This window comes from Rheinheimera sp. ATLC3 (genome assembly GCF_059429535.1).
On the sequence record NZ_CM182103.1, the window covers coordinates 1,106,428 to 1,131,834 of the forward strand.

General features: G+C 47.7%; 25 protein-coding genes. 11 read left to right on the forward strand and 14 right to left on the reverse strand.

Annotated features, from left to right (window positions below; translation table 11 throughout):
- Positions 1 to 25 precede the first annotated feature (25 nt).
- Positions 26 to 1,240, reverse strand: coding sequence for a beta-ketoacyl-ACP synthase I (gene fabB / locus AC5SV9_RS05225; RefSeq protein ID WP_475146906.1), 1,215 nt, complete (start codon positions 1,238 to 1,240; stop codon positions 26 to 28).
- 174 nt (positions 1,241 to 1,414) lie between these two features.
- Here fabB and mnmC point away from each other — a divergent pair, with 174 nt between their 5' ends.
- The 4 genes from mnmC (at position 1,415) to AC5SV9_RS05245 (ending at position 4,751) form a co-directional block, all read left to right on the forward strand.
- On the forward strand, positions 1,415 to 3,262 hold the full coding sequence (gene mnmC, locus AC5SV9_RS05230) for a bifunctional tRNA (5-methylaminomethyl-2-thiouridine)(34)-methyltransferase MnmC2/FAD-dependent 5-carboxymethylaminomethyl-2-thiouridine(34) oxidoreductase MnmC1 (RefSeq protein WP_475146909.1): 1,848 nt from the start codon (positions 1,415 to 1,417) through the stop codon (positions 3,260 to 3,262).
- Positions 3,263 to 3,295: 33 nt separating this feature from the next.
- The gene (locus tag AC5SV9_RS05235; protein ID WP_475146911.1) at positions 3,296 to 3,931 is read left to right on the forward strand and encodes a response regulator; all 636 of its coding nucleotides are present in this window, start codon (positions 3,296 to 3,298) and stop codon (positions 3,929 to 3,931) included.
- Positions 3,924 to 4,349, forward strand: a complete 426-nt coding sequence (locus AC5SV9_RS05240; RefSeq protein WP_475146914.1) for a response regulator — start codon at positions 3,924 to 3,926, stop codon at positions 4,347 to 4,349. Before AC5SV9_RS05235 ends, AC5SV9_RS05240 begins: the two co-directional genes overlap by 8 nt.
- Positions 4,350 to 4,418: 69 nt before the next feature.
- A complete protein-coding gene (locus AC5SV9_RS05245) occupies positions 4,419 to 4,751 on the forward strand; it encodes a hypothetical protein (protein WP_475146915.1) in 333 nt (110 codons plus the stop codon).
- Positions 4,752 to 4,764: 13 nt separating this feature from the next.
- Here AC5SV9_RS05245 and AC5SV9_RS05250 read toward each other — a convergent pair whose 3' ends face one another.
- Positions 4,765 to 5,634, reverse strand: coding sequence for a flagellar protein MotY (locus AC5SV9_RS05250; RefSeq protein ID WP_475146918.1), 870 nt, complete (start codon positions 5,632 to 5,634; stop codon positions 4,765 to 4,767).
- Between the two features lie 129 nt (positions 5,635 to 5,763).
- Here AC5SV9_RS05250 and rnt point away from each other — a divergent pair, with 129 nt between their 5' ends.
- On the forward strand, positions 5,764 to 6,444 hold the full coding sequence (rnt, locus tag AC5SV9_RS05255; RefSeq protein ID WP_475146921.1) for a ribonuclease T: 681 nt from the start codon (positions 5,764 to 5,766) through the stop codon (positions 6,442 to 6,444).
- A 61-nt stretch (positions 6,445 to 6,505) separates the two neighbouring features.
- On the opposite strand, the gene AC5SV9_RS05260 is transcribed toward rnt, so the two are convergent.
- Positions 6,506 to 6,847, reverse strand: a complete 342-nt coding sequence (locus AC5SV9_RS05260) for a Grx4 family monothiol glutaredoxin (protein ID WP_475146924.1) — start codon at positions 6,845 to 6,847, stop codon at positions 6,506 to 6,508.
- 240 nt (positions 6,848 to 7,087) lie between these two features.
- Here AC5SV9_RS05260 and sodB point away from each other — a divergent pair, with 240 nt between their 5' ends.
- The 4 genes from sodB (at position 7,088) to AC5SV9_RS05280 (ending at position 12,662) form a co-directional block, all read left to right on the forward strand.
- Positions 7,088 to 7,672: a superoxide dismutase [Fe] gene (gene sodB / locus AC5SV9_RS05265; protein WP_226767649.1), complete on the forward strand. Its 585-nt coding sequence runs from the start codon at positions 7,088 to 7,090 to the stop codon at positions 7,670 to 7,672.
- 226 nt (positions 7,673 to 7,898) lie between these two features.
- A complete protein-coding gene (locus AC5SV9_RS05270) occupies positions 7,899 to 9,821 on the forward strand; it encodes a PrkA family serine protein kinase (RefSeq protein WP_475146927.1) in 1,923 nt (640 codons plus the stop codon).
- 21 nt (positions 9,822 to 9,842) lie between these two features.
- Entirely contained in the window at positions 9,843 to 11,111 is a 1,269-nt protein-coding gene (locus AC5SV9_RS05275; protein WP_475146929.1) for a YeaH/YhbH family protein, read from the forward strand.
- A gap of 30 nt (positions 11,112 to 11,141) precedes the next feature.
- On the forward strand, positions 11,142 to 12,662 hold the full coding sequence (locus AC5SV9_RS05280; RefSeq protein ID WP_475146931.1) for a SpoVR family protein: 1,521 nt from the start codon (positions 11,142 to 11,144) through the stop codon (positions 12,660 to 12,662).
- 2 nt (positions 12,663 to 12,664) lie between these two features.
- On the opposite strand, the gene AC5SV9_RS05285 is transcribed toward AC5SV9_RS05280, so the two are convergent.
- Together AC5SV9_RS05285 and AC5SV9_RS05290 are read right to left on the reverse strand one after the other, a co-directional pair.
- Positions 12,665 to 13,630, reverse strand: coding sequence for a sensor domain-containing diguanylate cyclase (locus AC5SV9_RS05285; protein ID WP_475146932.1), 966 nt, complete (start codon positions 13,628 to 13,630; stop codon positions 12,665 to 12,667).
- 2 nt (positions 13,631 to 13,632) lie between these two features.
- Positions 13,633 to 14,649, reverse strand: coding sequence for a response regulator (locus AC5SV9_RS05290; protein WP_475146934.1), 1,017 nt, complete (start codon positions 14,647 to 14,649; stop codon positions 13,633 to 13,635).
- Positions 14,650 to 14,779: 130 nt separating this feature from the next.
- On the opposite strand from AC5SV9_RS05290, the gene tpx reads away from it, so the two are divergent.
- Together tpx and AC5SV9_RS05300 are read left to right on the forward strand one after the other, a co-directional pair.
- Positions 14,780 to 15,400: a thiol peroxidase gene (gene tpx, locus AC5SV9_RS05295; protein WP_475146936.1), complete on the forward strand. Its 621-nt coding sequence runs from the start codon at positions 14,780 to 14,782 to the stop codon at positions 15,398 to 15,400.
- 165 nt (positions 15,401 to 15,565) lie between these two features.
- On the forward strand, positions 15,566 to 16,033 hold the full coding sequence (locus AC5SV9_RS05300; protein WP_475146939.1) for an Hsp20 family protein: 468 nt from the start codon (positions 15,566 to 15,568) through the stop codon (positions 16,031 to 16,033).
- Between the two features lie 78 nt (positions 16,034 to 16,111).
- On the opposite strand, the gene adk is transcribed toward AC5SV9_RS05300, so the two are convergent.
- The 9 genes from adk to AC5SV9_RS05345 form a co-directional block, all read right to left on the reverse strand.
- On the reverse strand, positions 16,112 to 16,756 hold the full coding sequence (gene adk, locus AC5SV9_RS05305) for an adenylate kinase (protein WP_134057060.1): 645 nt from the start codon (positions 16,754 to 16,756) through the stop codon (positions 16,112 to 16,114).
- 507 nt (positions 16,757 to 17,263) lie between these two features.
- Entirely contained in the window at positions 17,264 to 19,198 is a 1,935-nt protein-coding gene (htpG, locus tag AC5SV9_RS05310) for a molecular chaperone HtpG (protein ID WP_475146941.1), read from the reverse strand.
- A 117-nt stretch (positions 19,199 to 19,315) separates the two neighbouring features.
- Positions 19,316 to 19,918: a recombination mediator RecR gene (recR, locus tag AC5SV9_RS05315; RefSeq protein ID WP_475146943.1), complete on the reverse strand. Its 603-nt coding sequence runs from the start codon at positions 19,916 to 19,918 to the stop codon at positions 19,316 to 19,318.
- On the reverse strand, positions 19,918 to 20,244 hold the full coding sequence (locus AC5SV9_RS05320; RefSeq protein WP_134057066.1) for a YbaB/EbfC family nucleoid-associated protein: 327 nt from the start codon (positions 20,242 to 20,244) through the stop codon (positions 19,918 to 19,920). The genes recR and AC5SV9_RS05320 overlap by 1 nt, the downstream gene beginning before the upstream one ends.
- A gap of 113 nt (positions 20,245 to 20,357) precedes the next feature.
- Positions 20,358 to 22,481 carry a DNA polymerase III subunit gamma/tau gene (gene dnaX, locus AC5SV9_RS05325; protein ID WP_475146946.1) on the reverse strand — a complete coding sequence of 708 codons (2,124 nt, stop codon included), beginning with the start codon at positions 22,479 to 22,481 and terminating at the stop codon, positions 20,358 to 20,360.
- A gap of 46 nt (positions 22,482 to 22,527) precedes the next feature.
- Positions 22,528 to 23,076 carry an adenine phosphoribosyltransferase gene (gene apt / locus AC5SV9_RS05330; RefSeq protein ID WP_475146948.1) on the reverse strand — a complete coding sequence of 183 codons (549 nt, stop codon included), beginning with the start codon at positions 23,074 to 23,076 and terminating at the stop codon, positions 22,528 to 22,530.
- Positions 23,077 to 23,312: 236 nt separating this feature from the next.
- The gene (locus tag AC5SV9_RS05335) at positions 23,313 to 24,074 is read right to left on the reverse strand and encodes an HvfC family RiPP maturation protein (RefSeq protein WP_475146950.1); all 762 of its coding nucleotides are present in this window, start codon (positions 24,072 to 24,074) and stop codon (positions 23,313 to 23,315) included.
- A 4-nt stretch (positions 24,075 to 24,078) separates the two neighbouring features.
- On the reverse strand, positions 24,079 to 24,930 hold the full coding sequence (locus AC5SV9_RS05340) for an HvfB family MNIO-type RiPP peptide maturase (protein ID WP_475146953.1): 852 nt from the start codon (positions 24,928 to 24,930) through the stop codon (positions 24,079 to 24,081).
- A gap of 56 nt (positions 24,931 to 24,986) precedes the next feature.
- Complete coding sequence (locus AC5SV9_RS05345) at positions 24,987 to 25,358, reverse strand: HvfA family oxazolone/thioamide-modified RiPP metallophore (protein WP_475146954.1); 372 nt, start codon at positions 25,356 to 25,358, stop codon at positions 24,987 to 24,989.
- Between the last annotated feature and the right edge of the window lie 49 nt (positions 25,359 to 25,407).

Consider the following 25,407-nt stretch of genomic DNA (forward strand, 5'->3'; position numbering starts at 1 on the left):
TTTTTTATCTGCAACTCATGCGTACTTAGCCACGGTATTTTTGCATCACCAGCGTGGCGTTGGTGCCACCAAAACCAAAGCTGTTAGACATTACCGTATTCAGTTCAGCTGCTTTAGCAGCAGTCACTATATTCAAGCCTTTCGCAGCTTCGTCCAGCTCGCCAATATTGATAGAAGGCGCAATAAAGTTATGCTTCATCATCAGCAGCGAGTAAATAGCTTCATGCACACCGGCAGCACCCAGCGCGTGGCCAGTCATAGCTTTGGTCGCACTGATAGCAGGTGATTTACCGGCAAACACCTGCTGAATAGCCCCCAATTCTTTCACATCGCCAACTGGCGTGCTGGTACCATGGGTATTGACGTAGTCCACTTCCGCGGCCACGCCCTGCATCGCCATTTGCATACAGCGCACAGCACCTTCACCACTTGGGGCTACCATATCAAAACCATCGGAAGTTGCACCGTAACCGACGATTTCAGCATAAATGGTCGCGCCACGAGCCAGAGCATGTTCCAGCTCTTCAACCACCACCATACCGCCACCGCCACTGATAACAAAACCATCGCGGTTTGCATCATAAGTACGGGACGCAAGTTCCGGCGTGTCGTTGTACTTAGTTGACAGTGCGCCCATGGCGTCAAACTCCATTGCCAAAGTCCAGTGCACTTCCTCACCGCCACCGGCAAAAATAACGTCCTGCTTGCCAAGTTGGATAAGCTCTACCGCATGGCCGATACAGTGCGCACTGGTAGCACAAGCCGAGCTGATTGAGTAATTCACGCCTTTAATTTTAAAGGGTGTTGCCAGGCAGGCAGAACAGGTACTAGACATCGTTTTAGGTACCGCGTAAGGGCCGACACGTTTAACACCTTTCTCACGCAAAATATCAGCGGCTTCTACCTGCACTTTTGATGAAGCGCCACCAGACCCCGCTACCAGACCAATGCGCGGATTAGAGATTTGCTCTTCAGTAAAACCGGCGTCCTGCATTGCTTCCTGCATCGCAAGATACGCATAGGCAGCTGCATCGCCCATAAAACGCATTGCTTTACGGTCAATATGCTCTGCCGGATCCAGTTTGATATTACCCCATACCTGAGAGCGCAGTCCCAGCTCAGCAAACTCTTCAGAACGCGTAATGCCAGAGCGTCCAGCTTTTAATGACGCCAGCACTTCGTCTTTGTTATTGCCGATACTGGAAACAATACCAATACCTGTGATTACTGCTCTTTTCATGCTAACTCCCACAGACCGGGCCACTGCCGGTACCTTTAAAATAATACTGTGCGTCATTGTACGGACTTTGTGACCGAAAGTGGTCAGCTTTCAGCGCACACTTGTACTCTGTTTCCAATTCTGCGGTAGCTTAAGGTAAACTACAAGCCGAATTTTGTTGTGGATCCGCAGTCTATGTCCGAGCTTAGCAACGCTAAAATACACTTTAATGAACAGGGTACGCCGGTAGCTTCTGACTTTGACGACGTCTATTTTTCTAATGACGGCGGTATGGCAGAAACGGACTACGTATTTCTGCGGCATAATGGTTTACCACAGCGTTGGCAAAGCCATACCGGCAAAGCCTTTCATATCATTGAAACCGGTTTTGGCACCGGCGCTAATTTTTTACTCAGCTGGCAACGTTTTCGTCAGCATCGGCAGCAGTTCCCTGCATCGACCTGCCAGCGCCTGTACTTCAGTAGCTTCGAGAAATTCCCGTTAAGCTTAAATGATCTGACCCGCGCACTGGCTATACACACTGAACTGTCAGAGCTGTGCCAGCTGTTGCTGGCTGCGTATCCGTTGCCATTAAGTGGTTGTCACCGAATGAGTTTTGACAACGGCAGTGTAATACTGGATTTGTGGCTTGGTGATGTAAACACCTTACTGCCAGAAATTAGCAGCCGTGCTGATGCGATTTATCTTGATGGTTTTGCGCCAAGTAAAAATCCCGACATGTGGCAACCTGAGTTATTTACCAATTTAGCCAGACTCAGCCACAGCGGTACCAGTGTCGCCACCTTCACTTCTGCCGGTCTCGTCAAGCGGGGGTTGCAACAAGCCGGGTTTACCCTGGCTAAAGTAAAAGGCTTTGGCAGAAAACGCGAGATGTTAACAGCCCGGATGGAGTTATCTGCTGCGCAACCCGAACCTGAAACGCAGGAGGTAACGATTATCGGCGGTGGTATAGCCTCAATGTGTACTGCTCTGGCGCTGATCCAACGTGGTATTGCAGTACACCTGATTTGCGAAGATGACAACGTCGCCGCCCAAGCGTCGCAAAACCGCCAGGGCGCGGTTTATCCTAACCTGCATGCTAATCTGACACCGGAAAGCCAGCTCCATGCGCTGGCCTTTTTATATGCCAGGCAGTTTTACCAACGCTGGTTTAGCTGCGGTTTAGATTTCGCAATGGACTGGTGTGGGTTATTGCATCTGGCCACCAATGAGCAGTTGCAGCAGCGCCAGCAAAAGCTAATCAGTAAAGCGCTGTGGCCAGACTCGCTTGTCAGGGCGGCAACTGCAGACCAGGCTTCAGTTATAGCCGGGTTACCCGTTAGCCACAATGGCATCTACTATCCACTGGCTGGCTGGCTCAGTCCGCAGCAGTTTTGTCAGCAGGCATTTTATTTTCTGCAGCAGCAAGTCAAGTTCCGCGTTAGCCTGAACTGCCATGTTGCCGCGCTCACCCGCCAACAAGACGCCTGGCTTCTCACAACCAACACAGGCGAAATCAGCGCAACAAAATTAGTGCTGGCTTGCGGCAGTAAACTGGCAAATTTTGACCAAAGTAAAGTATTACCACTGAATAAGATCCGCGGCCAGGTCAGCCATGTTAAACAACACGCAATGGCACCACTTAAAACCGTGCTATGCCATAAGGGATACATCACACCACAGTGGCAGGGCCTGCATTGTATCGGTGCTACTTTTGACCGCTTATCAGCAGAGCCGGTAATAACCGAACAGGATGATCAGGAAAACCTGCAGCTGGCAAAGGCTCAGCTACATCACCCAGAGTGGCTTGAAGACGCTGAAATTACCGGTGCTGCAGCGGCATTCAGGGCAACCCTACCTGATCATTTGCCAGTTGTCGGCACAGTAACAGAGCAGCCCGGCCTTTATCTGTTTGGTGCTTTAGGTGCCAGAGGTATTATGCTGTCACCTTTGCTGGCCGAATTACTGGCTTGCCAAATTTGTGCAGAACCTCTACCGTTGAATCTGTCACTTATTAACAGGCTAAGCGCAAACCGGTTCTAGCCTGACGCTGTTGTTGCGTTTACAGAGGCGACTATGAGCCAAACAAAACAGATACTGATAGCCGAAGACGATAACTTTATGCGCACTTTGCTTGAAGCTCAGTGCCGAAACCTTGGTATGCAAACCAAAGCGGTGCCCGATGGCGCAGAAGCCGTCACCGAAGCATTAAGTTATCAGTATGACATCCTGTTGATGGACATTCAGATGCCGGTCTGTGACGGTCTCACCGCAATGCACATGTTAAGGCGGCTTGGCTACGACAGGCCCATTTTTGCGATGTCCGCCGATGACATTGCAGACAGCGGTTTTAACCAGGTGCTACCCAAACCCGTGGATATTCAGTTGCTGGCGGCTCTGTTGCAACAAACCCCGCAGCATAAATCTGTGGCCTTGGTGCTGGATACTGAACTGACCAAGTTGTTTTATCAGAATCTGCAGCAGCTGAGCATTGAATTCAACCAGGCGTTAAATACCGGACAACGCGAAACCTTGCGTCGGATCTGCCACAAAATTAAAGGCGGAGCCGCCAGCTTTGGTGAAGCGACCCTCGCTGAACTGGCTGACAATCTGCAGCAACAGTTGCTTTCTGACGCCCCGATGGACGACCTCAAACACAGCTGCCAGTATTTTGCTGAATTTATTCAGCAGTTTGGAGACCGTAATGCGTGAGCCAAAGATTTTACTGGTTGACGATGTAGACTACAGCCGACAACTGCTACGTAACAACATCATGGCTTTGACCAGCAGTAAGCTGCTAAAGCACACTACATTCAGCTTTTTTAACGCGCATAATGCCTCGTCGGCACTAACGATGTTCAATATGCAACCACCGGATTTAGTCTTTCTCGACATCGAGCTGCCAGACAGCTCTGGTCTGGAGCTGCTGAAAAAGTTTAAGCAAGAACGCCCGGAATGCTTTGTTGCGATGATCAGTGGCTTTAGCACATTGGAAAATGTGCAACAAAGCATAGCAGCCGGCGCCGCGACCTTTATTGTTAAACCCTTTAGTGGCGATAAAATATTGTCTGCAATGCGCTTATTTGAAAAACGCACTCAGCCTCAGCCTGTGCAGCTCAATACAATATAATCTTGCGGCGCACTGGAGAAAAATTTGTTAAGGTAGATAAAACAAAGCAAATTAAAATAAGGAAATATCATGCGCTTAGTGGCTTTTCTGAGTGTGGCTTTTATCCTTTGTGGCTTTTCAACTAAAAGCTATGGCAACGACTTTTATCAAATCCCGGTACCGGCCGATGCACGGGAGTTTGCCCGTCTGGATAACAAAATGCCTGCAGTGCTGAGTTTTTTCAGCCAGCAAAGTGAATCAGCCCTGCGTGATTATTATATTCAACAGCTTGGACAGCCAGAGATGGCCCAGCAGAATTATGGTCGCGAACAGCTGTATTTTACCGTGAACGGTAACCGTGTACGCATTCTGATCTCAAGCCGGGATGAGTGGCGCCAGGTCGATATTATGGTGCAAAACTGAGCCGGCAACCGGCTCAGGGTTTAGTCAGCTGCAAAACCACCCGGCGGTTCTTTTTGCGCTCTATAGCCGTATCGTTGGGCGCAACGTGCCGCCGTTCGCCAAAGCCTTCGACCTGCACCCGCTCTTCACTCAGTCCTGCTGCCACAAAAAAGCTTTTCACTTTCTCCGCCCGCTTCACCGACAATTGCTCGTTCATCCAACGGCCGCCATAACTGTCGGTGTAACCCTGAATTTCAACAAAGTCTATTTCGGGATCATATTTCAGGTATTCCGCGATCTGAGCAAGCCTGCGTTCAGACTCCCGGGTTAGCTGATCGCCACCACTTTCATAACTTAGCACGGTAAACGCAATATCATCAAAACTGTAAGGCAGAAGCTTAGACACGCAGACATTAAACTTCTGATAGGTAGATAGAAATTGCACAGGATTCATCGCTGCAACCACTTTATCGTACGGGCTGTACCAATCGCTAAAATAGAATGTCGGGCTAAAGCCATGCTCCAATTCGGTCAGCAATGTCCAGGCTGTTTTCTTTGGTAACTCGCCGTTATATTGCTTCAGCAGCTGCATGCTGGCGACGGCCTTAGCAGGCTCGCCCGGGCGCCAGGACGGCGGCACAGACAGCACTTCAGCCAGCGCATAACTGTCTGGCAAACGTAGCATCTGCAATTCAAAATCCAGATTCAGCCCTTTGCTGGCCACACTGCGAAAAACCGCCTGACCAAATTGCGGTATTTCATGCTGTAACTGGCACTCTACCGGCGAGTTTTTACTTAACAACCAGCTTGACTGCTCAATCGCGGCAGAATATTGACGCAATTGTGGCTGTGACAGCGCCACAGTAGATGTTATCAGCGCACTAAGCGCTATACAGGTTCGCATAATCCGGCTTCTCATTACACTAAACAACTCTTTGCCATTCCTGTCATAAGCTAGCAAGCACTGTGCCGCAACAAGACGCTGACACATTTTTTTGGCATAATAGCCGCTGATTTATTAAATGGCGATGTTATGACACAACCTAGTTCTCTGCTTGCACAACGTTTTCGCGGCTACTACCCGGTAGTTATCGACGTGGAGACGGCAGGCTTTAATGCAAAAACCGATGCGCTACTGGAAATCGCAGCCACGTTGCTGGGTATGAATGACAACGGCGAACTGATCCCACAGCAAACACTGCACTTTCATGTCCAGCCATTTGAAGGTGCAAATCTGGATGCAAGCTCACTGGCATTTAACGGTATAGACCCGTTTAATCCTTTGCGTGCAGCTGTAACAGAACGCGAAGCCATTACCGAAATTTGCAAAGCCGTGCGTAAAGCACAAAAAGACGCGGGGTGTCAGCGCAGTGTTATTGTTGCGCACAATGCCGCTTTTGATCAGGGTTTCTTTAATGCTGCGGTACAAAGGCTGAATTTCAAACGGTCGCCATTTCATGCTTTTGTATCCTTTGATACCACCAGTTTGTCAGCACTGGCGCTGGGCCAAACAGTGCTGGCTAAAGCCTGTCAGACAGCTGGCATAGCCTTCGACAACAAAGAAGCACACAGTGCTTTGTATGATACCGAGCGCACAGCAGAACTATTTTGTTATATCGTTAACCGCTGGCAGCAGTTGGGAGGATGGCCATTGGCTAATTTGCCGTGTGCCGGGGCCGAAGACGACAATCCAGAGACACTGGATGCAGTGTAGCCATGTCTGTTGATCCGATAAAAAAGCCACGTTATAGTGGCTTTTTTTATCGATGAACGGGTTATTCTGCCGCAGTGTCTGTTTCGTGTTTGGCAGCGGTTTCTTTGATTAAGGGTTGTAACTCTCCGCGTTGAAACATTTCCAACACGATGTCACAACCACCTATCAGCTCGCCTTCAACCCATAACTGTGGGAACGTTGGCCAGTTTGCATACTTTGGCAACTCAGCGCGAATATCCGGGTTTTGCAGAATATCAACATAAGCAAACTGCTCACCACAGGCAATCAGTGCCTGCGACGCTTGCGCGGAAAAGCCACAGCTCGGAAACTTCGGCGAGCCTTTCATAAATAACAGAATCGGATTCTCAGCAATTTGCTGCTTAATTTTATCTAATGTTTCCATCACTACCTCACAACATAAGCATTTTCAGACTGGCAGATATTTTACGCTGTTATGCAACTTCTGGCACTTGAGATCCAGGAAAAAATCCCCATCTCCATCGCAACGACCCGACGCTCTGCTCAACACAGTTTCACTACACCCAGGCAGGCCGTCACCACCACTGTAAAACTTGAGTATTTTAGTCAGGTTTTGTAGTCTACGCTATGCAGACAACATAAACAACGTCAATGGAGAACAACTATGGCCTTTGAATTACCAGCTTTACCTTATGCAAAAGACGCGTTAGCACCTCACATTTCTGCTGAAACGCTGGAATACCACTATGGTAAACACCACAATACCTATGTTGTAAAATTAAATGGCCTGATTGAAGGTACACCTTTTGCCAGCAAGTCTCTGGAAGAAATTGTCCGTACCTCTGAAGGCGGTATTTTCAACAACGCGGCTCAGGTGTGGAACCACACTTTTTACTGGCACTGTCTGTCACCAAATGGCGGCGGTGAGCCAACAGGTGCTTTAGCTGACGCCATCAATGCCAAGTGGGGTTCTTTTTCTGCATTTAAAACTGCCTTTAATGACAAAGCAGTAAACAACTTCGGCTCAAGCTGGACCTGGTTAGTGAAAAAATCTGATGGTAGCCTGGACATTGTTAACACCAGCAACGCCGCAACCCCATTAACTGACAAAGATCTGACGCCGGTCATGACTGTCGATCTGTGGGAACACGCTTACTACATTGATTACCGTAATGCGCGCCCTTCATACCTCGAAGCGTTTTGGGCATTAGTAAACTGGAAGTTCGCCAGCGAAAACTTCAGCAAGTAATATATCACCTGTACAAACCCGGCAACTGCCGGGTTTTTTGTCCGTATAGCTTTACAACTATGTCCGCAACCGCAATAAAACCATTTCGCACCCACTACCGTAGCTTAAAAAGAAAATTGTAGATATTTCTGTCAATTAGTCAGGCGGGAATGCGCTTTACTGTCTAACCTTAGAGGAACAGCTTGGCTGCTACCCTTATCTGATGTTTACAAAGCTGGAGGTGCGTATGAGTATTTTTGAGCACTACAAATCTCGTTATGAGGCTGCAAAAGAAGAAGAATATACCATCCAGGAATTCCTGGCCTTGTGCAAAAGCGACAAGAGTTGTTACGCCAGCGCTGCTGAGCGCCTTCTGCTGGCCATTGGCCAGCCTGAGCTGATTGACACCGCTCAGGATCCCAAGTTAAGCCGGTTATTTTCAAACAGAGTCATAGCACGCTATCCGGCATTTTCTGAATTTTATGGTATGGAAGATGCTATTGAGCAAATAGTGTCGTACCTTAAACATTCCGCGCAGGGCCTGGAAGAGCGCAAACAGATTTTATACCTGCTTGGTCCGGTCGGTGGCGGTAAATCTTCACTGGCAGAAAAACTAAAACATTTAATGCAACAGGTGCCTATTTACTATTTAAAAGGCTCACCGGTGTACGACCATCCGCTATGCCTGTTTGATGTAACCGAAGACGGTAATATCCTGCAGCAGGAGTATGGCATTCCCAAACGTTATCTGCGCAACATTATGTCTCCCTGGGCCAGTAAGCGTCTGCACGAATTTAATGGCGACATCAGCCAATTCAAAGTCGTTAAAAAATACCCTTCTATTTTGGATCAACTGGCTATTGCGAAAACCGAGCCGGGTGATGAAAACAACCAGGACATTGCGTCACTGGTTGGTAAAGTCGACATCCGCAAGCTGGAACATTTTGCCCAAAACGACCCTGATGCATACAGCTATTCAGGCGCCCTGTGCCGTGCCAATCAGGGCTTGATGGAATTTGTCGAGATGTTCAAAGCGCCTATTAAGGTGCTGCATCCGCTGCTTACAGCTACTCAGGAAGGTAACTATAACGGAACCGAAGGTTTGGCCGCACTGCCTTTCGACGGCATTATTCTGGCGCACAGTAACGAATCAGAATGGCAAACATTCAGAAACAACAAAAACAATGAAGCCTTCCTTGACCGGGTGTATATCGTAAAAGTGCCTTACTGCCTGCGGGTTAGCGAGGAGATGCGTATTTATCAGAAACTGCTCGAACACAGTGAACTCAATACCGCGCCCTGCTCTCCGGGAACGCTTATTTCACTGGCTCAGTTTGCCGTGCTATCACGGCTTAAAGCGCCGGATAATTCCAGTATCTATTCGAAAATGCGTGTATATGATGGCGAAAGCCTTAAAGATACCGATCCTAAAGCCAAATCTTATCAGGAATACCGCGACTATGCCGGTGTAGACGAAGGGATGACAGGCTTGTCCACCCGCTTTGCGTTTAAAATCCTGTCACGGGTATTTAATTTTGACAGTACCGAAGTTGCCGCTAACCCGGTGCATTTGTTCTATGTACTGGAGCAACAGATAGAACGCGAACAATTCCCGGCCGATGTAGCAGAGCGTTATCTGGAGCATTTAAAAGGTTACTTAATTCCCAAGTATATCGAGTTTATTGGCAAGGAAATTCAGACCGCGTATCTGGAATCCTATTCTGAGTACGGGCAGAACATTTTTGACCGTTATGTGATTTATGCCGACTTCTGGATCCAGGATCAGGAATACCGTGACCCGGAAACAGGTCAACTGTTTGACCGCGCCGCACTGAATGCCGAGCTGGAAAAAATTGAGAAACCCGCTGGCATCAGTAACCCGAAAGATTTTCGCAACGAAATCGTTAACTTTGTGCTGCGGGCAAAAGCGAAAAACAACGGCAAAAACCCCACCTGGACCAGCTATGAGAAATTACGTACTGTCATTGAGAAGAAAATGTTCTCCAGTACAGAAGAGCTGCTACCGGTAATTTCATTTAACGCCAAGACGTCGACAGATGACCAGAAGAAACACGATGATTTCGTCAACCGGATGATGGAAAAGGGTTATACCCGCAAACAGGTAAGATTGCTGTCTGAGTGGTATCTGCGTGTTCGTAAGTCGCAGTAACGCAGCTTGGCCGGAGGCAGTATGGCACACTTTATAGACAGACGGTTGAACGGCAAGAATAAAAGCGCGGTGAACCGCCAGCGCTTTATTCGCCGCTATAAGCAACAGATAAAAAAAGCGGTGTCGGATGCAATCAGCAACCGCAGTGTTACCGATATCAGTAGCGGCGAAAGTGTGACGATACCGAGTAAGGATATTAGTGAGCCGCTTTTCCATCAGGGTAAAGGGGGGCGGCGACAAATCGTGCATCCCGGCAATGATCAGTTCAGTCAGGGGGACAGGATAAAACGCCCTCAGGGTGGTGCTGGTGGCGGTTCAGGTCAGGGCGATGCCAGTGCAGATGGCGAAGGCACAGACGACTTTGTGTTTTCTATCTCTAAAGATGAGTATCTGGATTTACTGTTTGAAGATCTGGAATTACCCAATCTGAAAAAAAACCAGCTGGATAAACTGGTACAGTACAAAACAGTCAGAGCCGGTTATCGCTCTGAAGGCGTCCCCAGTAACATAGATATCGTTCGCTCATTACGGGGTTCATTGGCTCGCCGCGTCGCAATGACAGCAGACAAAAAAGCCCGTTTACGCGAGTTGGAACAGCAACTTGCCGCTATTGAACGTGAGCCGGTGCCGGATCAGCAGCAATTGCGTTTACTGCTTGAAGAAATAGACGTGACAAAACACCGTATAGCGGCTGTGCCCTTTATTGACAGCTTTGACCTGCGGTTTCGTAACTTCCAGAAACGGCCAGAACCTACCAGTAAAGCCGTCATGTTCTGTCTGATGGATGTGTCTGGCTCTATGGATCAGGCCACCAAGGATATGGCCAAGCGCTTTTATATTTTGCTGTATTTGTTTTTGAGCAGAAGCTACAAAAATGTCGAAGTGGTGTATATACGCCATCATACCCAGGCGAAAGAGGTGGATGAGCAAGAGTTCTTCTACTCACAGGAAACCGGCGGCACCATTGTCTCCAGCGCGGTCAAACTGATGTACGAGATAGTGCAGGAACGTTACAACCCGGTAGAGTGGAATATTTATGCCGCTCAGGCATCAGACGGTGACAACTGGACCGATGACAGTGCCCCTTGTGCAGAAATGCTGGCGACGAAGCTACTACCACTGCTGCGCTACTATGCCTATATAGAAATTACGCCCAGAGCCCATCAGAGCTTGTGGCAGGAATACGAAAAGCTGCTGCCGGTGTACGATAACTTTGCTATTCAGCATATTCAGGATGTCAGCGATATTTACCCTGTGTTTCGCGAACTATTCAAAAAACAGGCAGCGTGAATACATCTACTGATTGCAGTGAGGATTGATATGGCCAAAGCAAAACTAAAAGCAGTTCAGTGTTTACCTGACGGCCCGGATTGGACCTTTGACCTGCTGGATGCCTACCATCAGGAGATCGCCAGAGTCGCTGAACTGTACCATCTGGATACTTACCCCAATCAAATCGAGGTAATAACCGCTGAGCAAATGATGGATGCCTACTCCAGCGTTGGCATGCCGCTTGGATACCATCATTGGTCTTATGGTAAAAAGTTTATTCAGACAGAGCAAAATTACAAACGTGGTTACATGGGTCTGGCGTATGAGATTGTGATCAACTCCAACCCCTGTATTGCCTACCTGATGGAGGAAAATACCATAACAATGCAAGCGCTGGTGATGGCGCATGCCTGTTATGGCCACAATTCATTTTTTAAGAACAACTACCTGTTCAAAACCTGGACTGACGCCGGCTCAATTATTGATTATCTGTTATTTGCCAAACACTATATCAGCCAATGTGAAGAGAAATATGGCATAGCCGAAGTAGAAGATATGCTCGACTCCTGCCATGCGCTGATGAACTATGGCGTAGATCGCTACAAGCGGCCACAAAAAATATCACTTGATGAAGAGCAGAAACGGCAGCAAGAGCGTGAAAGCTACCTGCAATCTCAGGTAAATGATCTATGGCGCACTATACCGGTAAAAAGTGCACAGACCACAGAATCTATCGCCCGCTTTCCAGCTGAACCACAGGAAAACATTTTGTACTTTATCGAAAAAAATGCGCCCCTGCTAAAGCCCTGGCAGCGTGAAATTGTGCGAATTGTGCGGAAAATCTCGCAGTATTTTTATCCGCAAAAACAAACCCAGGTAATGAATGAAGGCTGGGCTACATTCTGGCATTACACCATACTGCAGCACCTGTATGACGAAGGTAAAGTAAGTGACCGTTTTATTCTGGAAGTACTGCACAGCCATACCAATGTAGTGGCGCAACCCGATTACAACAGTAAGTATTATTCTGGTATCAACCCCTATGCGCTGGGCTTTGCCATGCTTACCGATATCCGCCGTATATGTGAGCATCCAACAGCAGAAGATAAAGAGTGGTTTCCGGATCTTGCTGGCAGTAACTGGCTGGATACACTGCATTTTGCCATGCAGAACTTCAAAGATGAGAGCTTTATCAGTCAGTATCTGTCACCCAAAGTGATCCGCGATTTTCATTTATTTGCCATTGTTGACGATGATGAAGCGGCCAGCCTGGAAGTGGCCGCCATTCATAATGCAGAGGGTTACTTAAAAATCCGGCAGATGTTGTCGCAACAATATAATCTCAGTCAACTGGAGCCGAATATTCAGGTCTACAATGTCGACTTTAATGGTGACCGTTCGCTGACACTGCGATATGTGCCTCAAAACCGTATACCACTGGCGCAAAGTCAACAACAGGTATTAAAACACCTGCACAGGTTATGGGGGTTTACCGTGTATCTGGAACAATTAAATGACGATGGCAGTACTGAGCTACTTGCCAGTTGTCCTGAGCAAGGTACGCTGTGATGCTATTCATCGGCGTGATAGCGTGTCACCTGATTACGGCCATTGGCTTTTGAGCGATAAAGCGCCTTATCTGATGCCTCTATCCATTGCCGGTGTTCCTTCATCTCTGCGCTGTATTGGGCAATGCCCAGACTCAGTGTCACTTTTATCTTATGTTCGTTGTAATTAATCAGCATAGCTTCAACAGATTGCCGTAACCTCTCAGCCAGTACAGCAGCATCGTCAAGTGCAGTATCAACCAACAGCACCGCGTATTCTTCGCCACCATAACGCCCGGCAATATCAGTTGCACGCAATGTCTGGCGCACCGCCTCTGCAATCGCCTGAATAACAACATCTCCGGCAGCATGACCGTAGGTATCGTTAATGCGTTTAAAATGGTCAATATCACACATCAGTAAAGTACTGGTATGGGCATAGCGCTGTAACCGTTTAAACTCCTGGATCAGGTTTTCTTCCCAATGTCCCCGGTTAAACAGCTGGGTTAAAAAGTCAGTTTTTGTTAGCTGCTTAAGGCGCCCGTTCATCGATTCCAGCTCGATACGGCTAACGGCTACGTCCGTCACATCATAAATAATAAAACATAAGTGGGTGACCTGGCCGCGCGCATCTGACAACGGAAAGATGGTGCTGTTCTGATACATGTATTCAGCGCTACCGGTAATAGGACGATAGTTACGAAACTTAAAAATATAAGGTCTTTGCTCCCAAATCGTAAAGGCACGATTTTTTAGCAAAATCACCGGGTCACACTTACGTCTTAGCCAGTCTTCATCAATCTCAGAGAATAAATCAAACAGATAACGATCACGAACCTGACGCGGCGTTAAACCGCTGTGATTCTCCATAAAGCCGTTCCATACCTGAATACGATAATCACAGTTCAAAACCACTAGACCTACGTCCACCGTCTGAAACATATCCATCAGCCAATGAACTTCTGAAACATCTACCTGGGCTTGTGACATCCTTACTCCTCCAGCAGAAACGCAACTTTATAATTCAGTGTTTTCAGGCTGTCCTCGGTAAACAGTAACAGCAAATCACAGCTAATATTATAGTTTTCAATACCATAGCTCAATTCAATTGCTAACGTTTTACGCCAGCGTCTGGCATTGGCTTTAATCAGTTCACTTACCGTAGCATGCTGCCCCAGCACAACCGGGTGTCCCTGGCTAAAGCTCATGTCAATTTGTTCAGCTAAGCCTTTTAGCACAGCACCAATCAGGATATTGGCAATGTCCATCAATAACTCAAGTTCAATTTTTACCGTTAACTCCCCCTGATAGTTCATCAGGCGGGCAATATCTTTAAAGCTTGAGTCAGTTAGGATCAGTAAGGCTTCGCCAGAGACTCCACCACCAATAAAGCCCTGACACACCGCAGACGTTGTAGTTTCATGTTCCACCGACGCCAACGCCATGTGTAACTCACTGACTTCAATTAAATTGACGTTTGGAATGGGTAACTTAACGAACACATTGAGCAAGCGTGCTAATAGATCACCTGCTTGTCCCATAGCCACATTGGTTAGCTCTTGCAGCACATCACGCATCTCGGCGCTAAGCTCTGCCGACGCTGTTGGTGCTACCCTCTTTTGTTCAGCCTCGGGCAATGGAGGGGTTCTGACCGCGTGTAGCTGCATCAGCTGCTGTAATTTAGCACTGTCTACCGGTTTACGGATAAAATCCAGCGCCCCCAGACTTTTCACCCGTTCGAACGCTTCAGGCTGAACATCACCCGACACTACAACAACATTCAAATCCAGCTGTCGATTTCGCAGCTCTTGTAGCACCTGATAACCGTCCATCACCGGCATATTCAGATCCAAAAACAGCCAATCAATACGCTGCTTTAACAGCGTATCTAAGGCTTCGGCGCCGTGGCCGGCAAAAAACAGGCTCGCTTGCCACTCCTGTGGTAGTATTCTGGCCAGCTGTTTACGAGCCAAATTAGAGTCATCACAAATTAGTACCGCTGTTGTCATCGGCATCTCACTTCATAGAGGCTTGATTTCAGTCTAGACTGAAATCTCTGGTTCGGGCATAAACAGCAAAAAATATGTTGTGTTCCAGCGTATTACTTTTAGTGCATTCAATCTTAACAGGAGCTGTATCATGTCAGCGTTCACACGTCTCTATACTACCACTGTTCTGGCTGCTGCTTTAACAAGCTTCAGTTTTACTGCCTCTGCTGTGGATTTACAAGCCCGTTTACCGGAACGGTTGAGCCAGGTAAAAGCAGGAGAGCAACATGTTGTCCTGCTTGGTAATAAAATTAGTGCAGGTGCCAAAGCGCCGGCTTTCAAAGTTGTCGACGGCAGTTTTAAAACAGTCACGCTGGCTGACTTTAAAGGTAAAACCGTGATGATCAGCGTGGTGCCTAGTATAGATACTGGCATTTGCTCATTGCAAACAAAGCGTTTTAACGCTGAAATTGCCGCTTTGCCACAGAATGTTGTACTGCTAACAATAAGTACTGATTTACCTTTTGCACAGAAACGTTATTGTCAGCAAGAACAAATAGATAAAATGCTAGTGTTGTCAGACGCTGTCTGGCGGGATTTTGGCAGTAATTATGGTTTACTGATCAAAGATATGGGCCTTCTGGCACGGGCTGTTTTGATCATCGACGAAAACGGTAAACTGGCATATCAGCAACTTGTACCAGAACTGGCGCAGGAACCCGACTATACCGCAGCACTGGAAGCTTTAAAAACACTGACCAATAAAAGTTGATATAAAAAACTTGTTTTCACCGCTTGAAAATTTTCAGACCAGCCTTATTAACTAGTCAGGTGGCCGGATACGGCACCTGGCAGCAACCGGCGTAATGCCGGTTAAGTTAACAGCCCGTTCAACCGAAGGGCAACAAAACACCTTTTTGCTAATGAGGAATTGGTTATGACAAATATTGATTTAACTCCATTTTACCGCTCTTTTATCGGCTTCGATCACCTGGCTAATTTAATGGATGCCGCTGCACGCAATGAAAAGCAGCCAGCATACCCACCTTACAATATCGAAGTCACCGGTGAAGATCAGTACCGTATTACTATGGCTGTGGCTGGTTTTGATGAGCAGGAGCTGAGCATTGAAACTGAACACAATACTTTACTGGTTAAAGGCCAGAAAGCAGGCAAAGACGAAGGCCGCCGCTTTGTTCATCAAGGCATAGCGGAGCGAAACTTTGAACGCAAGTTCCAACTATCAGACTACATTAAAGTAACCGGTGCCCATATGGCACATGGTCTGTTGCATATTGAGTTGGTACGGGAAGTGCCTGAGGCACTAAAACCGCGTAAAATCAGCATTGGCAACAGTGCAGCTCAGACCGGGGCGCAATTGTTAAATGCAGAGAAAGTCGCCTGAGGTTTAACCTTACTTTAAATAAAAAGCCCTGATATTTCAGGGCTTTTTATTTATCTCTTTTTTTATCTGAGCGTTGTTCTAACTGAGCAAACTCACCAGCTCACTGGTTACTGCATCGACAGCCTTAGTACCATCAATATGGTGATAGCGGGTGTTACCGGCTTCGGCTTCAGCACGATAGTAGCCAACTAAAGGTTCAGTTTGTTCATGGTAGATAGCTAAACGCTTACGCACGGTTTCTTCAACATCATCAGGCCTGATAACAAGCTCTTCGCCAGTAACGTCATCCTTACCTTCAGCTTTTGGCGGGTTATAGCGGATATGGTATACGCGGCCTGATGCAGGGTGAACACGACGCCCACTCATACGCTCAACGATCACTTCATCCGGTACATCAAATTCAATAACGTGATCAATCACTATGCCTTTTTCTTTCATTGCATCAGCTTGCGGAATAGTGCGCGGAAAGCCGTCGAGCAAAAAGCCTTTGCTGCAATCAGGTTGGGCGATACGCTCTTTCACCAGTCCGATAATAATGTCATCTGATACCAGCTGTCCGGCGTCCATTACCTGCTTCGCTGCTAAACCAAGCTCGGTACCGGCCTTAATTGCAGCCCGCAGCATATCACCGGTAGAAATTTGTGGAATGCCATATTTACTCATCAGAAACTGAGCCTGAGTTCCTTTACCGGCACCCGGGGCACCCAACAAAATTATGCGCATAGCAACACCCTCATGTCTTGGGATTGATCCATTAATAATAAAGGCAGGATCTTTACACAATGTGCAGCCTGAAACAAGAAATTTGTCTGTCAGCGTTAACTGGTCTGGCTATTTCACTGGTCTTTAGTCTTACAGCTATTAAAAGACCGCATTCACTGCGTTTTTTGTTGTCAAAGCAGTAAAAAGCGCAGTTAAGTGCGGCGGGAACTGTGCGGTCTATCGACTAAAGTTGTAAATCGTTATAGGCAGCTCCTGACAGTATGCCATTAGGGATTTCCAACTACATTAACCAGATACATGTTTGCCAGAACAATGCTATGACGATTGTGTAGGCTCATCAGCTTTTTTATTTACCGTCAGGCATGCATTGTCCACGTAGTTCTCATAGAGCGTTGTGGCGGGTATAGGAGATTGAACAGGTTAAGAAGGTAAAACTTACTAAAAAACAATAAACTGTAGTAACTGAATAAGGTTCAGGCACAGCAAAGCTGTGCCTGAATTAAAGACTTACTTAGCCAGAGATAATAACAGGCCGTTTAAACGTGAGACAAAACTTGCCGGATCTTTCAGGTTGCCACGCTCTGCCAGCAACGCCTGATCAAACAAGACTTCAGCCCACTGTTTGAACCTGTCTTCATCCTGCTCTTCAGCTACATGTTTTACCAGCTGATGTTCAGGGTTAAGTTCAAAAATAGGTTTAACATCAGGTACCTTTTGCCCTACTGACTCCATCAGTTTGATCATCTGGGTACTCATATCAAACTCGTCAGTGACCACACAAGCCGGGCTTTCAGTTAGACGATGGCTGACTTTAACATCTTTCACCTGCTCACCCAGCGCGGTTTTAAACCGGCTTAATACGTCCGCAAACGCCTGTTCAGTCTCAGCCTGAGCTTTCTTCGTCTCTTCATCATCCAACTTGGATAAATCCAGCCCACCCTTGGCCACAGAGCGCAGTTTTTTACCATCAAACTCGGACAGGTGCTGAACCAGCCATTCGTCGATACGGTCAGATAACAGCAGTACCTCAAGGCCTTTTTTCTTCAGAACTTCCAGGTGAGGGCTATGCTTCGCTGCTGCATAACTGTCGGCAACGATGTAATAAATCTCATCCTGCTCCTCTTTCATCCGGCTGACATACTCTGCCAATGCCACATTTTGCGTACTATCATCGTTATGGGTTGACGCAAAGCGCAGTAAAGCCGCAACCTGCTCTTTGTTCGCCATATCTTCAGCCGGGCCTTCTTTCAATACCTGGCCAAACTCATTCCAGAAAGTCTGATACTGCTCGGCGTCTTTACTGAGTTTCTCCAGCATTTTAAGCGCACGGCTGGTACAACCCTTACGCAATGCCTGAGTGACTTTCGTGTCCTGCAGTATTTCACGCGACACGTTCAGAGGCAGGTCGCTTGAATCCAGTAAACCTTTGATAAAACGTAAATAACTAGGCATGAACTGTTCAGCATCGTCCATGATAAACACACGCTGCACATATAATTTCAGGCCATGCTGTGCATCACGGTTCCACATATCAAAAGGTGCTTTCTTCGGCACATACAACAAACTGGTGTAGTTATTGTTACCTTCAACCTTGTTGTGGCTCCAGCTTAGCGGCTCGCTCCAGTCGTGCGAGATGTGCTTATAAAACTCTTGATACTCTTCATCACTGATATCAGATTTATCCCGGGTCCAAAGCGCAGTGGCTTTGTTTACTGCCTGCCAGTGGCCAGGCACGGCAGCGATTTTCTCACCATCGGCGCCATCACGTTCAGGCTGCTCTTCCTGCCACAGCTCTACCGGAATACTGATATGGTCAGAATATTTGGTAACGATACTTTCTACTTTCCAGCGGCTTAAAAACTCGTCTTCACCTTCACGCAGGTGCAACACGATATCTGTACCACGGCTATCTTTACTGATAGGCGTAATGCTGTAATCGCCCTCACCGGCAGATTCCCACTCAATCGCTTCATTCGCCGCAGCACCGGCTTTGCGGGTACGTACTGTTACTTTATCGGCCACAATAAATGCAGAGTAAAAACCCACACCAAACTGACCAATTAATTTAGAATCTTTGCTTTGGTCGCCAGACAATTGCGAGAAGAACTCTTTGGTGCCCGATTTTGCAATAGTGCCCAGGTGGCTTATCACCTCTTCCTGAGTCATACCAATACCGTTATCACTGACTGTTAAGGTCCGGGCTTTTTCATCCAGGCTTATACGTACGCGCAGCTCGCCATCATCGCCGTACAAGCTGCCGTCAGACAGTGCCAGAAAGCGCAATTTGTCTGCAGCGTCGGAGGCATTCGATACCAGCTCGCGCAAGAAAATTTCTTTATTGGAATACAGTGAATGGATCATCAGCTGCAGCAGCTGTTTCACCTCGGCTTGAAAGCCGTGTGTTTGTTTCTGGCCGGCTGAAGTGGCTGTAGTATCACTCATTGTGCTAATCCTCGAACATCAAAGTTTGACTGTTTTACATCAGGCTGCATCACGCAGCCGAACACTGACAACTAATATGGGGAGAATTAACCGGATTTCAAGCAAGGTTTTAACAGTTTAAAACGCTTTGCGGCCACTAAAAGCATGCGAGAGTGTGGTGCCATCGACAAATTCCAGCTCACCACCTACCGGAATGCCTTGGGCTATGCGCGATACTTTTACATTTTGCCGGTGACAAAGCTCGGCAATATAAAAGGCTGTAGCATCACCTTCCACTGTGGGGTTGGTTGCCAGGATCAGTTCCTGCACCTTGTCGTCTGCAAATAATTGCTGCAATTTGTCCAGGCCTAAATCCTGCGGGCCTATACCATCGAGCGGTGACAAATAGCCTTGTAAAACAAAGTAGCGCCCACTGAACTGACCGGTTTGCTCTATAGCCAGCTGATCAGCCGCTGAACCAACCACGCAGATAATACCATCTTCTGCCCTGGTAGGGTCTGCGCAAATAGGACACAGGTCTGTTTCACTGAATGTACGGCACTGCTGACAATGGCCAACTTTAGTCATAGCAGCATTAAGCGCAGCGCCAAGCTGCAAACCACCTTCGCGGTTGCGCTCAAGCAATGCAAATGCCATGCGTTGCGCAGATTTAGGCCCTACGCCGGGTAAAACACGCAGGGTATCTATCAATTGTTGCAGCAGTGGCGTAAAACGGCTCATCAGAATGGCATTTTCATACCAGGAGGCAACTGTAAGCCGCCTGTCACTGCCGCCATCCTTTCTTTGCTGCTCTCATCAACGCGACGCACAGCGTCATTGATTGCCGCAGCTATTAAATCTTCCAGCATGTCTTTGTCATCCTGCATCAGGCTATCATCAATGCTGACACGGCGTACATTGTGGTTACCCAGCATCGTCACCTTAACCAGACCAGCACCAGCTTCACCTGTTACTTCCATAGCGGCGATTTCGGCCTGTACTTTCTGCATTTTTTCCTGCATGGCTTGCGCCTGCTTCATGATATTGCCCATACCGCCTTTAAACATAGCTTTATACCTGCTGTAAAATTAAGTTTGCCTGACAGCACGACTGTGCTGCACTTTAACGGCGACAAGATAATAACTTCGTCGCCAAATTACAAGTTGTGCGAATTAGCACATCAATTCACTGTGATGGTGTCAGTCAGCACTTGCGCATCAAACATTTGTTGTAACTGCAGTACTTTTTCATCCTGCTGCAACAGGCGGCTGACATAAACCAAGCGTTCCTGCACAATTCTCTGCTGAATAGACAGCGGGCTATCCGGTACTTCAGGTTGATAACTAATATTTATCTCAAGCGGCTGATTAAAACTTTGCTGCAGCACCTGTTGTAATTTAGTTCTGAATGCCATGCTATCAAGGTGCTGCTGGCTCTGAGCCACCGTCAGGTTCAGCACATTACCTTTTAGCTGCATAGCGGCATTTAACAGAAACAGCCGGCTTAAACCGCCGGTATCCAGTGTCTCAACGCGGGCCGCCCAGGCATCAACCTGCGCAGCATGCCGGACAGAAAAATTTTGTTCGTTAATGCTGCCATCAAACTGCTCTAGCTGAACCTGTTGTGGTGTGTCAGTGTATTGCATATCCTGTTCATACTGCTGCCACAAGCCGTCTGTTGCCGCCATATCATACTCTGGCATATCGGCGTCATCCGCCGGATAACTATCCTGATCATAACTGGCCGCGCTGAGCTCTGGCAGCACTACCTCAGCTGTCTGCGACTTTGCAAGACTGAGAGCATCAGCCGCTGGTGCTGGTGCTGGTGCTGGTGCTGAAGCATATTGCACTTCTCTCACCTGCGTCACATTTTGTTTCGAACCGGCTGCCACAGCTGTGGCCAGACTTAGATCGCCGGTCTCTGTCGGCGCCTGCTGGCGCTCAGACTTTTTTGCCGGTGAAGCTGCGGTTACCAGAACACCACGTCGTGCCATAATACGGGCAGTAACCGGGTCTATCCCTTCGACATTCTCTGGTTTTGCTTCAGCTTGCACTGACTGCGGGATGGCAACTGACGTTGAGCTATTGGCCGGACTTTCGCTGGCCGGCGTGTGGGTATTTTCAGGGCGTGCGGTTTTTACTACAGCTTCAGCAGCAGGCTGTAACGCCACTTCTGCCGGAGCGACTGACGCCTTTGCGGCTGAAGGGGCAACTTTCTGCTGCGTCTCTGGCGCAAACGCCATTGCCCGTAACAACGCCATTTCCAGTCCCGTTAACGGATCTGGTGCATACGGCAGTTCTTTCTTACCGCTTATTAATAATTGATAGTAAAGTTGCACCTGTGCCGGAGCCAGTTTTTCTGCAAGCTGCATTACATAATCTTGCTGTGCAGAAAAAGCTGCAGCGCTTTGGCTAAACTGACTTAATGCCGTTAAATGCAGCAGCGCCAGCATATCGTCCAGCACCTGACTGAAATGGCTGTGTTGCTGTACCAACGCTGCCAGCTGGATTTGCAGCTGTGCTGCATCCTGCGCGATAACCGCCTGCAACAACAGTTGCGCCCAGCTTTGATCCAAAAAGCCGAGCATGTTGCGCGTGGTTTCTACAGTGATATCTGCATTGCTTTGTGCAATGGCCTGATCGGTTAAACTCAGAGAGTCGCGCAAACTGCCTTTAGCTGCGCGCGCCAACATCGTTAATGCTGCCGCTTCAAAAGGAATATGCTCCTGCTCCAGCACATACGCCAGATGCTGTTCAATTTGCGAAGGGCTAAGCGCCAGCAAGTTAAACTGCAAACAGCGTGACAGTACCGTTATGGGCAATTTCTGTGGGTCTGTTGTTGCCAGTAAAAACTTAACGTGCGGTGGCGGCTCTTCCAACGTTTTAAGTAAGGCATTAAAGCTGTGTTTGGACAGCATATGCACTTCGTCAATCAGATACACTTTAAAACGGCCACGGCTGGGGGCATATTGCACGTTATCCAGCAGATCGCGTGTGTCTTCGACTTTAGTTCGCGATGCCGCATCGATTTCCATCAAATCGACAAAGTTACCCGCGTCAATCTCGACACAAGCGCTACACTGGCCACAAGGCGTAGCGCTTATGCCCTGTTCGCAGTTTAAACTCTTAGCAAAAATACGCGCTATGGTGGTTTTACCAACACCGCGGGTACCGGTAAACAGATAGGCGTGATGCAGCCGGTTATTGTTCAGGGCATTGCTAAGGGCATTTTTGACATGCTCCTGCCCAACTAACTGGGCAAAATGCTGCGGACGCCACTTGCGTGCTAATACCTGATAACTCATAACGGCTGCTGATGTCTTAGTAGTTGTATGCAGAGACAGACTAAACTTATTCGCCGCTATACTCAACCAAACTAAGGATATTTAATCCGGCTTGCTCCAGCCGTTTAACACCACCCAGTTCAGGCAGAGCAATCACAAAAGCCGCATCATTTACCGTACCACCTAATTGCCGTACCAGTTTGACCGTTGCATCAATGGTACCGCCAGTTGCCAACAAGTCATCAACTAATAATACTTTGTCGCCACTGCTGATAGCATCTGCATGCAGCTCCAACGCATCTTCACCGTATTCAAGCTGATAGCTTTGAGAGATACGCTGCCGTGGCAGTTTCCCTGGTTTACGTACCGGCACAAACGATATTCCCATCGCATAAGCCAGCGGTGCACCGAAGATAAAACCACGCGATTCTGTGCCGACAATCTTAGTAATGCCTTTATCTGCATAATACTGGCAGAAGGCATCAATAACCTTTTTGAAACTTGGGCCATCCTGCATCAGGCTGGTGACGTCACGAAACACGATACCCGGTTTGGGATAGTCTACGACCTTCTTAATGACCTGTTTTAATTCAAGCGCTAATGCCTGCTTATCCATATCAGAAACCTTTTGTTAAGCATCCCTTATGGGACAAAAAAGCCGCCCTCAGGCGGCCTTCATATTCTTACCGTGTGCCTTATGTCAGGATCTGAAACCAGCGCACTATCGGTGCCAAACACAGTAAAGCCACAAACACTGCTACCAGGGCCAGAAACTGCCACAGGTTAAACGAGTCTTTAAAATTTTCGCCTGCCATTGCACTACTCTTCTGTTATCAGCGGATTTAAGGGCGCTTATGGTAATGAATTTTGCTCCGCTTGAAAAGACATCAACACGCCTTTTGCGGCAAAGCTCTGCATAACACTGATAGCACCCTGCCATAACTGTTGCTGACTAAACTGCGGCAACATCGGTTGCAGCTGCTGTACCAGCTGTTCCAGTGTAGCACCTGGTGCTTGCTGTAGTTGCTGTAACAGTGCGGCCGTAAGTTGATTAATTAAAACAAATCTCACTTCATCTTCGCTGTCTCGGTACAACAGATAACATTGCGCATCCCCTGCCGACGTTGGCTGAAAGTCGATGTTTATCCGGTGCACTTCATAAGGGTAAGCCAATACTAGCGCCAGCTCAGATAGCTGCAGCGCGACTGAGGCAACTTGCTCTGCCGGTATAGGTTGTTTCTCCGCAGCACAGATTTTTGTTGCTAAATACAACTCTGCCCATTCGTAATGTGCCAGTTCCAGCATAAACACCGGGTCTTCCGCGCTTAACTGATAATCCTGCTGCAAATAATGTAAAAAGTGCTCGGCAATGTGCAAAAAATAAGGGCTGGAGCAAGAATACTGCATAAAAAACTGTCTTACTAACAGCTCCCAGGCTGCCGGTTGATATAACGACTTCAGCACCGGAAAAGCGTTAGCGACAAAACTCTGTACGTTGTTAAATAGCAATTCGCGGTATACCACCATTCTCCGCTCGTCGACACCTGAGGGCACAGACAACTCAGGATCTCTTACCGCGGCGACAAAAGCGTGCTGCACTTGCTGAAATAGCATCAGATCAGGCCCTCAATACAACATTTTCTGACGTTTCGCCCTGCAACTCTTTAATTTGTCTGAGCTCTTCACACAACACATTCAGCTGTGGAATATTGAAGTCTCGCTCTAACAATGTCGGCTTAACACCATGCTGCTGATAAGCCATTTGCAATAGCTGCCAAACCGGGTCTGCCACAGCAGCGCCGTGTGTATCAATCAGTAAATCATCTGCCTCTTTAAAGTGGCCGGCTATATGATAATAAGCAATGCGTGACGACGGCATTGCCCGTAAAAACTGCTCCGCGCTATAACCGTGGTTGACTGAATTGACATAAATATTATTTACATCGAGCAACAACTGGCAATCCGCTTCCTGTAATACCGCCAGCGTAAATTCCTGCTCTGACATCTGCTGCCCGGGTGCTGCATAATAGGACACGTTTTCCAGTATCAATGGCTGTTCGAGAATATCTTGTACCTGACGTATCCGTTTAGCAACATAGTGAACAGCTTCCTGCGTAAAAGGAATAGGCATCAAATCATATAAATGACCACTACCAGAGCAATAGCTCAAATGTTCACTGTACAGGCTAATGTTATGCTGCTTAAGAAACTGCTTTACTTGCCGGATAAATATCACGTCAAGCGGATCAGGGCTGCCAATTGAAAGAGAAAGGCCATGACAGATAAAGCGATGCTGCTCCGTTAACTGGCTGAATTTTCGCTGTAGTCTGCCACCAAATGGGATCCAGTTTTCCGGTGCCACTTCAAAAAAATCGATTATGGCAGGCTTAGCCGTAAGTATGTCATCAAGCATTTCCCGGCGCAGCCCCAACCCGGCCCCCTGCAATACCTGCGGGCTCAGTTTACTCATACACATCCCCACCAAACAAAAGCCTGCTAAGAGCAGGCTTTATCTATCCGGCTAGCTTAAACGCTACCACCACATTTCGCTTCGCCGCACTTGCCTTCTTTAGACTTCTCTTTGCCTTTGCTTTCACCGCATTTGCCTTCGCCACATTTACCTTCTTTCATCTTTTCGGCTTTGGCTTTCATCTTCTCTTCGCCGCATTTGCCTTCACCACACTTGCCTTCTTTGGCTTTTTCACCTTTGGCTTTAGCTTTATCCTCACCACATTTGCCTTCACCGCACTTACCCTCGCTAGCAGCCATTTCGTAACCCGAGGCCAGATCCACAGCCGTAAAAGGGTTAGCATTAGCACTGCCCGCAACTGCTGCCAGTGAACCCAATACCAAAGCGCCAACTGTCATTGCTACACCTGAATGTTTTATTGCTTTCATTTTTCCACCTGTTGAAATTACCAATTGCCAATAAACAGACCTGCTGTCC